The following is a 9,165-nucleotide window of genomic DNA, read 5'->3' on the forward strand; positions in this document are numbered from 1 at the left end:
GGATGCCATTGTTGCCTTCGACTATCTCCCGCCCGAGGTGGTCGCCCGCGTTGTCGACAAGTTCATCCTCGAGCTTGAGCTCCAGCTCGCTGACCGCGATGTCCACATCGGCCTTTCCGATGAGGCGAAGGCCTGGCTCACCGAGCGCGGCTATGACAGGCTCTACGGCGCGCGGCCGATGGCTCGGCTTATCCAGGAGGAGATCAAGCGCCCGCTCGCAGACGAGCTCTTGTTCGGCAAGCTTGTCCACGGTGGCGAAGTGCGAGTCCACCTGAAGGATGGCAAGCTCGCCTTCGAGATCACGCCGGCTGCGCCCAAGAAGAAGTCGCGCCGCAGGAAGGCGGCAGAGGCCGCGCAAGACAAGGCCTGACCCCGCCGATCGGCCGCCAGCGGCGGAGAGCGCCGGCCAAGGGGTTGCCCATGCGCAGGCAGGCGCACCATCGGGTTGCAGCGGGCGGGTTGCAGCTGGCCTGTTGGCGCGCGCAGGCAAGAGTTGCGCCAATCCTCGCAACGCTCAGCGCGCAGTCGTCGACAGTCGAGCCAAGAATGGTGGAGGCCACTCCAGCTGCCGGGGCAAGCGGAGTTGGCCGCACACGGCCTGCCAGTCCACGTTCCGACGCGGCTGCGGCATGGCGCGCCCCGTCGCCCCTTCAAGAGAGGGTTTGGCGCGCCCGGAACGATTCGAACGTCCGACCCCCAGATTCGTAGTCTGGTGCTCTATCCAGCTGAGCTACGGGCGCGCGGGCCCCGGCACATAGCCGAAGGGCCACGGATTGCAAGCGTGCGGTAGCGAAGGCAAAAGCCAGAGGGTGACTCCTCTCCGCCCTGTCACGCGTTTCCTGGCGCTGGGTCTGCTGCTGTCCGTCCTGCCGGTCCTTGCCGGCTGCGCGCATGACCAGGATTTTCCTGATCTTCTGCCCCGGCCCCATGAGGTGCCGAGGCAGATTGACGAGTCCGCCTCTGCCTCAGCTGGACTTTCCGACCCCGAGCGTGCGGCACTCAAGGAGGAGCTGGCGCGGGCCCAGGCTGCCCTTGTCCCTGTTCGCCGTGCGGCAGCTGCTGCTGGGCAGGCCCTCGATGTCGCGCTCGCTCGTGCCCGCGGCGCGCCCGTCGGCAGCGACAGCTGGGCCGATGCCCAGCTCCTTCTGTCGCGGCTTGACCAGGCCAGGGCCGGCTATGGCGCGATCGAGGCTCAGCTTGCGCCCCTTGCCCGGCTGGTCGATTCCACCCCGCCCGACGACCCGGACCGGCGGCAATTGGAGACCTTGCTCTCGACCATCCGTGCCGAGGCGCTTGCTCTTGCCGAGCGGCAAAAGCGGGCCGCCCGCCAACTCGGGGGCGCCTAGGTCAGGCGATCGAGCTCGGCTTCGTCGAGCCCGCCTGGCACGAGGATGATGAGGCACGGCAAGGAGCCTGCCCGCTCGCCGGCGAAATGCTCGACGAGTGGACCCGGCCGCCCCTTCGGCGCAGCCGCGAGCACGAGCGAACGCACCTCCGGGTGATCTCGGACAAACGCCAGCACCTGCTCTGAAGGCTTGCCGGCAAGGATTTTCGTCGCAACTGGCCGCCCGAGCAGTGCACGCGCGCTGTCGGCCGCGTCAGCGAGGAGACGCTCTGCAGCCTCCTGCTGTTCGGCGGCGATCGTCTCCTGCACACCCCCCCACTGCACGAATTGAGGTGGAGGCAGCACATGGAGGAGCTGCACGTCCTCGCCTGTGCGGCGCGCCCTCCGGGCAGCGAACCTGAGCGCCCGACGACATTCCGGCGTATCGTCAACGACGACCAGATAGGTGCCGGCCGTGGTCATCCGAGCGCAGGCGCTGCCCCAAAAGGCGCGGGCGTTGGAACAAGCTGGGCATCACACCAGTTGCCCAGCACTGCTGCGGCCCCGCGCCATGCACGGCGCAGCGAACCGCCGGATGCGCCAGCTGAATCGGTTCGCCACGCCATGGCACAGCGCCTAATGCCGCCAAGACCGCGAGGCAATGTCCGGGTGTTGCCGTCTGCCGGCTGTTGCAGGATGCGGGAGGCCGTCAGCTCCTCTCGGGGATCCGCACGTTCAAGGTTTCGCCCGAGTTGCCGGGAAAGCCAGTGAACAGTGCTTCCACCAGCCTCGGGACAAGGAAAGGCAGGTCGCTGCTGCGCGTTGTCGACTGAGCCCGGCCTTCGAACAGGTTCACGCCGTCAGATGCGCGCGAAATCGTAATCTCGAGAAAGCTCGGGTAGACGGTGTAGCTATATACTTCCGGGCCACCCCAACCCCACCAGGGATCATACCAGCCCCAGCCACCCCAGCCGTAACCCCAGGGACGGCCCCAGCCACCCCAGCCGACACCAAAAAAGCCCGGCCTCGTATCCAGCCGCTCGCGCGGCGGACCAACACCATAGCTCATCCGAACGATGAGCTGCGCACTCTCACGATCCCGGGCAAAACGATAGCCCTGCCGCTCAAGCGCCTGCTGCACTGCCTGGGCATAGGTCCGAAACTCGATCGAGCTGGCATTGCGATCATCCGCAGCTTCAATGACGAAGGTCTCGCCTGCCGGCGGCGGCAGGACCTGGAAGCGTGAGACTTGCGCGCGGAATGGCGTGGCGCAGGCGGCCAGCAGAAGCAATGTGACGAGCAACAGGGACTTCGCCGCGGGAAAATCCGGGCGCACAGCAAAACCTGTGTCAGAGAGACGCATAACGTTCCTCCATGGGGACCATCCGAGAGCCCCCGCCCATGTTTCTAGTGCAGGCCGCGTGAATGGAAGCTTTCACGCTGCGCGGGACATGCACTCGGCACCGCACGATGCGCAGGTCAGGCAGCCTTCTCCGTCCGCAGCACTTGGATCGGCGGCTTACGTCCAGCCACCACATCGCCGTCAACGACGATTTCCTCCACTGTATCGAGGCCAGGCAAATCGAACATGGTGTCAAGCAAGATGCCTTCCATGATCGACCTTAAACCTCGCGCACCTGTCTTGCGCTCGATCGCTTTCCGCGCAATCGCAGCAAGCGCATCGTCGGTAAAGCGCAAGCGCACGCCCTCCATATCGAACAGCTTGGCATATTGCTTGCAAAGCGCGTTCTTAGGTTCGGTCAGGATCTTGACCAGCGCCGCCTCATCCAGGTCTTCGAGCGTTGCTATGACAGGAAGCCGCCCGACAAACTCGGGGATGAGGCCAAATCGGAGCAAGTCCTCAGGCTCGCAGGCGCGCAGCACTTCACCCACCCGCCGCTCCTCGGGGGCAGCGACATGGGCGCCAAAGCCAATCGACTTGCCCTGGAGGCGATCGGAGATGATCCGGTCGAGGCCAGCAAAGGCGCCGCCGCAGATGAAGAGGATGTTGGTGGTATCGACTTGGAGGAACTCCTGCTGGGGATGCTTGCGCCCACCCTGGGGCGGCACGCTCGCGGTCGTTCCTTCCATGATCTTCAACAGTGCCTGCTGCACGCCCTCGCCCGAGACATCGCGCGTGATCGACGGATTGTCGGACTTGCGGCTGATCTTGTCGATCTCGTCGATATAGACGATCCCGCGCTGGGCCCGCTCGACATTATAGTCGCTGGCCTGGAGCAGCTTCAGGATGATGTTCTCGACATCCTCGCCGACATAGCCGGCCTCGGTCAGCGTGGTTGCGTCCGCCATGGTAAAGGGCACGTCGAGAATACGCGCCAGCGTCTGGGCGAGCAGAGTCTTCCCGCACCCGGTCGGCCCGACCAGAAGAATGTTCGACTTGGCAAGCTCGACGTCTGCCCCCTTCGCGCCATGGGCCAGTCGCTTGAAATGGTTGTGGACAGCGACCGAGAGCACGCGCTTGGCGACCGCCTGGCCAATCACATAGTCATCGAGCACATTGCAGATTTCGCGCGGAGTGGGCACGCCATCGCGCGTCTTGACCAGCGCGGCCTTCGATTCCTCGCGAATGATGTCATTGCACAGCTCGACACACTCGTCGCAGATGAAGACAGTGGGTCCGGCGATCAGCTTTTTCACCTCATGCTGGCTCTTGCCGCAGAAGGAGCAGTAGAGAGTGCTTTTGGCGTCGCCGCCGGTGGACTTGCTCATGGACGTCCTTTCAGGACCCCCATGTTAGCGCCCCCGTCCCTCGCCGCAAGGGGGGCGGAGCGCAGCTCAGCGACCTTTGGCCCGGCTGTTTGCGACGATCTTTTGGCAGCAGCCGTCGAGCACGGTCGCACTGATGGCGGGGAAGCGGCTCCGCCACCCGCACCCGCTAGCGCGCGCCTTACGGAAACAGGCGGACGTCCCTTCATTCGATAACACTGCATCCTGCCGGAGGGCGTCCACGAGGTCAATAACTGGGGTGCGCGGGAGCCCAAGGCGCGCTTGCGAACGCCCGTTGCGAGAAGGGCTCGGCGTTTCCGCCAAGGCCCGGCGCAGGAGCTCCAGATTGAGCAGGGCTTCGCTACGACGAGCCTGAGCTTGCTCCACCGTCGGGCCAGACCGAAGCGAAGCACCTCCTTCGAGCGTTGCAAGCAGTTTCTCCTCGCCCCAGGCGCGGCAGTTGGCACCCTCGAGGGGCAGGCGAAGGGGACTCCAACGCCCACCATCATCACTGAAAAACGCATCAAAAGCGCGCCCTTCAGAGCGCAACCGATAGTGCCGGGCCCCGCGGTCCATCCCAGAACTGGCCCGCGGAGCGCGCGTTTCCGCTCCAGAAACCGAATGATGGCCGCCACCCATCCGGCCGAGGCGATGGTGGGTGGGACCAGCCGCTGCACCGCCGCCGTGGAGATATCCAGATCGAGGTCGTCGCAGGCGAAAGGAACCTGCATCTGCCCCTGGTCGGCCAGAAGCCGCATGGCGAGCGGCCGCGTCGCATAGAAGTCGAGCACAGCCCGGCACAGCGCCGCTGCGGCGGCCTCGAACCGGGGATCGGCGGCGATGGCCGCTGCGTGCGCTTGTGAAGCTGATCGTGCCGGCCGAGCGTCCGTCAGCTGCCCTGGAGCCTCTCGGGTAGCTCGCGCCCCCTGCGCGACGACCCGGCGGTCGCCGCCGCCTTCGCGCTTGCGCCGCGAGCAGGAGAAGAAGGGTGAGGAACAGGTGCCGCATGGCGCCGTTCTGCCCGCTCCGGCCCCGCGCGGGCAAGGCGCGCCCCGCCTAGCGGCGGGACACGCGCAAGATCTGGCCGTCGGGCGCGTCGGTTGCAAGCCAGATCGCGCCATCGGGGGCGACCGCGACATCGCGGATCCGCGCCCCCGCCCCGCCGAGCAGCGACTCCTGCCCGAGCACGGTCTTGCCGTCGGGGGAAAGCCGCACGCGGCGCATCTCGCGGTCAACAAGCGCTCCGACCAGCAGGTCCCCGGTCCATTCGGGGAACATGGCACCCCGATAGACGGCAAGGCCCGACGGTGCGATCGAGGGCGTCCAGTCGAGCAGCGGCTCCTCCATGCCGGGGTAGCGGCGGAAGGGGGAAATTGTTGCGCCCGAATAGTCGCGGCCGCGCGTCGCAACCGGCCAGCCATAGTTGCGACCGGGAGCAAGGATATTCACTTCATCCCCGCCGCGCGGACCGTGCTCATGGGCATAGACGAGGCCCCTGACCGGATCCAAGGCGAGGCCCTGCGGGTTGCGATGGCCAAGAGTCCAGACTTCCGGCAGCGCCCCCTGGGAGCGGGCGAACGGGTTTCCGGGCGCAGGCTTGCCCGATTCAGTCAGCCGCACCACTTTCCCCAGCGGGCTTGTCTTGCGCTGGGCATCCTCGCGGAAGTCGAAGCCGTCACCAGTTGCAAGAAGGATCGTGCCGTCGGGCAGGAACAGGAAGCGGCCGCCATAATGGACGAGTCCGCGCTTCGCCGGTGTCGCCGTCCACAGCACTTCGAGCCCCACGAGCCGGTCCCCCTCGAGCCGGGCGCGCGCCAAGCGCGTGCCGTTGGCGCGGGCCGTCCCATGGGCATAGGAGAGATAGACCAGACGGTTCTGGGCGAAGGCCGGGTGCGGGCGCACGTCGAACAGGCCGCCCTGCCCCCCGGTCAGCACCCGGGGAAGCCCACGGATGGAAGTGACCGTACCGCCCGATATGCGTCTTAGCCCACCGCCGCGCTCGCTCACCAGCGCGCTGCCGTCGGGCAGGAAGGCGATCGACCAGGGGTGGTCGAGCCCGCCGGCTACCACCTCAGTGCGGAGCGCCTGCGCATATGCCGGCGCAGCGAGGAGAAGCAGGACAAGGAGAAGCCGCCGCATATTGCCCTCGCCGCTGTTGCTGCACTGCGCTACACGAGGCGGCAAACGCAAGGCAAGGAGACAAGATGGCAACGGCAGCGCAAGCGCCCGACCGCCCCTTAGCCGACCGATGGGGCTGGCGTTTCGCCGCCTTGCTTGCAGCAGTCGCAACCACCCATGTCGTCATGAGCCTCGGCCACAGCCTGATGGTACAGGCGGCCCTCGCCGACCTTGGCATCAGCCTGGGCTTTGGAGCGCGCATCTCGGGCATTAGCCGCGACATGCTCGGCCTTGCCCCAACGCTTGCGCCCGTGATTGCCGGCGCTCTCGTCATCGCCTTCGCCATTGCTGGCCTGCTGCGCCAGCGGGCCGGGCCCTTTGGCCGCAAGATCGCCTTCCCGCTCGCCGGCTGGGCTGCCATGACGGTCATGCTGGCGGCCATGCGACTGAGCTTTGGCATGACTCCGCTTGCCGGCGCCCGCACGGCTTCGGGCTTCCTCCTCATGAGCCTCGCCGGCCTCGCCGGAGGCCTCGTCTTCGCCTTTCTGCTGCGCCGACGCGACTGACCTCTTCTGTTGCTGAAAAGCCACACTACATGGAGGCAAACAGGAGCAGCGCATGAACCTCGAAAAATTCACTGACCGGGCCCGGGGCTTCCTCCAGGCCGCCCAGACCATCGCCATCCGCGAAGCGCATCCGCGGATCGGCTCTGCCCATCTTTTGAAGGCCCTGCTCGATGACAGTGAGGGGCTTGCCGCCGGCCTCATCACGCGCGCCGGCGGAGACCCGGCGGCCGCGCGGGCCGAAGTCGAGCGCCAGCTTGCCGCGCTTCCGAAAGTGTCGGGAAGCAACCAGGTGGGGCTTGATACCGATGCTGTGCGCGTGCTCGACGCCGCCGAGCAGGCCGCCACGAAAGCGGGCGACGGGTTCGTGACGGTTGAGAGGCTGCTCCAGGCCTGCGCGCTCCAGTCCGGCACCGAGGCCGGCAAGGCCATGCAGGCGGCGCGCGTCACGCCCCAGGCGCTCGAGCAGGCGATCCAGGCCATGCGCAAGGGCCGCACCGCCCAGTCCGCCTCCGCCGAGGACAGCTACGACGCGCTCCGCAAATATGGCCGGGATCTCACCGCCGCCGCACGCGAGGGCAAGCTCGACCCCGTCATCGGCCGCGACGAGGAGATTCGCCGCACCGTGCAGGTGCTGGCACGGCGCACCAAGAACAATCCCGTCCTCATCGGCGAGCCAGGGGTGGGCAAAACCGCGATCGTCGAGGGTCTCGCCCAGCGCATCGTCAACGGCGATGTGCCCGATGGGCTCAAGGACAAGACCCTGTTCGCGCTCGACATGGGCGCGCTCATTGCCGGCGCCAAATATCGCGGCGAGTTCGAGGAGCGGCTGAAGGCCGTGCTCGACGAGGTGCGCGCGGATGAAGGCGACATCCTCCTTTTCATCGACGAGATGCACACGCTCATCGGCGCAGGCAAGTCGGAAGGGGCGATGGATGCCTCGAACCTCTTGAAGCCGGCGCTTGCCCGCGGCGAGCTCCACTGCATCGGTGCGACCACGCTTGATGAATATCGCAAGCATGTCGAGAAGGATGCCGCCCTCGAGCGGCGGTTCCAGCCGGTGTTCGTCGGCGAGCCGACGGTTGAAGACACGATCTCGATCCTGCGCGGCCTCAAGGAGAAATATGAGCTGCACCACGGGGTCAGGATCACCGACAGCGCCCTCGTTGCCGCCGCCACCCTTTCCAACCGCTATATTTCCGACCGTTTCCTGCCCGACAAGGCGATCGACCTCATGGACGAAGCGGCCTCGCGGCTCAGGATGGAAGTCGAATCGAAGCCCGAGGAGATCGAGGCGCTCGACCGGCGGATCATCCAGATGAAGATCGAGCGCGAGGCGCTCCGGAAGGAGACCGACCAGGCCTCCCGGGACCGGCTCGCGACGCTCGAGACCGAGCTTGCCCGGCTTGAGGGCGAGGCCGCCGAGCTTTCGGCGCGCTGGGCGGCGGAGAAGGAGAAGCTGGCTGCCGCCACGCGCCTGAAGGAGGAGCTGGAAGCCGCAAGGCTCCAGGTCGAACAGGCGCAGCGGAGCGGCGACTATGCCCGTGCTGGCGAACTGACCTATGGCGTCATCCCCGACCTTGAGCGGCGCCTTGCCGAAGCGGAACGCGCCTCGGCGGAGGCCATGGTGCGCGAGGAAGTGACCGCGGAGGACATCGCGCAGGTCGTCTCCCGCTGGACCGGGGTTCCAGTTGCCAAGATGCTGGAAGGGGAGCGCGAGAAGCTCCTCCACATGGAAGAAGGGCTCGCAGCGCGGGTGATCGGCCAGGCTGATGCGGTGGCCGCGGTTGCCAAGGCGGTGCGCCGTTCGCGCGCCGGCTTGCAGGATCCTGGCCGTCCGCTTGGCTCCTTCTTGTTCCTGGGGCCCACCGGCGTCGGCAAGACCGAGCTTACCAAGGCACTCGCCGCCTTCCTTTTCGACACCGAGGAGGCGATGGTCCGGATCGACATGTCCGAGTTCATGGAGAAGCATTCGGTCGCCCGCTTGATTGGCGCGCCGCCGGGTTATGTCGGCTATGATGAAGGCGGGGTTCTGACCGAGGCCGTGCGCCGCCGACCCTACCAGGTCGTCCTGTTCGACGAGGTCGAGAAGGCCCATCCGGACGTGTTCAACGTCCTCCTCCAGGTGCTCGACGATGGCCGGCTGACCGACGGCCAGGGCCGCACGGTCGATTTCGCCAACACCATCATCATCCTCACCTCAAACCTCGGCAGCCAGCATATCGCCGCCCTTCCCGATGGCGCTGACGTCAAGCAGGCCGAACCCATGGTGATGGAAGCCGTTCGCGCAGCCTTCCGACCGGAGTTCCTGAACCGGCTGGATGAGATCATCCTGTTCCACCGTCTTGCGCCGAGCCACATGGGCGCCATCGTCGATATCCAGATCCGGCGCGTCGAGGGGCTGCTCAGGGATCGCAAGATCCGGCTCGACGT

At 66.6% G+C, this 9,165-nt stretch carries 7 protein-coding genes, 1 tRNA gene and 1 pseudogene; 4 read left to right on the plus strand and 5 right to left on the minus strand.

The genetic code is table 11. The annotated features are described in order from the left end of the window. A pseudogene (gene clpA / locus ACWIQA_RS06435) lies at positions 1-370 on the plus strand (ATP-dependent Clp protease ATP-binding subunit ClpA); the annotation flags it as partial. 293 nt (positions 371-663) lie between these two features. Here the strand turns inward: clpA and ACWIQA_RS06440 are convergent. Beyond that, positions 664-740, minus strand: a tRNA-Arg gene (locus ACWIQA_RS06440). 69 nt (positions 741-809) lie between these two features. Here ACWIQA_RS06440 and ACWIQA_RS06445 point away from each other — a divergent pair. Beyond that, positions 810-1,346, plus strand: a complete 537-nt coding sequence (locus ACWIQA_RS06445) for a hypothetical protein (RefSeq protein ID WP_448582245.1) — start codon at positions 810-812, stop codon at positions 1,344-1,346. Here the strand turns inward: ACWIQA_RS06445 and ACWIQA_RS06450 are convergent. The 4 genes from ACWIQA_RS06450 to ACWIQA_RS06465 form a co-directional block, all read right to left on the minus strand. Further along, a complete protein-coding gene (locus tag ACWIQA_RS06450; protein WP_448582246.1) occupies positions 1,343-1,807 on the minus strand; it encodes a universal stress protein in 465 nt (154 codons plus the stop codon). The two genes, ACWIQA_RS06445 and ACWIQA_RS06450, sit on opposite strands and share 4 nt — an antisense overlap. A gap of 226 nt (positions 1,808-2,033) precedes the next feature. Then, positions 2,034-2,687, minus strand: a complete 654-nt coding sequence (locus ACWIQA_RS06455) for a DUF4136 domain-containing protein (RefSeq protein WP_448582247.1) — start codon at positions 2,685-2,687, stop codon at positions 2,034-2,036. A gap of 116 nt (positions 2,688-2,803) precedes the next feature. Then, on the minus strand, positions 2,804-4,054 hold the full coding sequence (gene clpX, locus ACWIQA_RS06460) for an ATP-dependent Clp protease ATP-binding subunit ClpX (protein WP_448582248.1): 1,251 nt from the start codon (positions 4,052-4,054) through the stop codon (positions 2,804-2,806). A gap of 1,053 nt (positions 4,055-5,107) precedes the next feature. Further along, complete coding sequence (locus ACWIQA_RS06465; protein ID WP_448582249.1) at positions 5,108-6,190, minus strand: PQQ-dependent sugar dehydrogenase; 1,083 nt, start codon at positions 6,188-6,190, stop codon at positions 5,108-5,110. A 65-nt stretch (positions 6,191-6,255) separates the two neighbouring features. On the opposite strand from ACWIQA_RS06465, the gene ACWIQA_RS06470 reads away from it, so the two are divergent. Then, complete coding sequence (locus tag ACWIQA_RS06470) at positions 6,256-6,735, plus strand: hypothetical protein (RefSeq protein WP_448582250.1); 480 nt, start codon at positions 6,256-6,258, stop codon at positions 6,733-6,735. A gap of 52 nt (positions 6,736-6,787) precedes the next feature. Further along, on the plus strand, positions 6,788-9,165 hold a 2,378-nt coding region (gene clpB, locus ACWIQA_RS06475), incomplete at its 3' end, for an ATP-dependent chaperone ClpB (RefSeq protein ID WP_448582251.1).

The sequence above is a fragment of the Thermaurantiacus sp. genome (assembly GCF_053487655.1).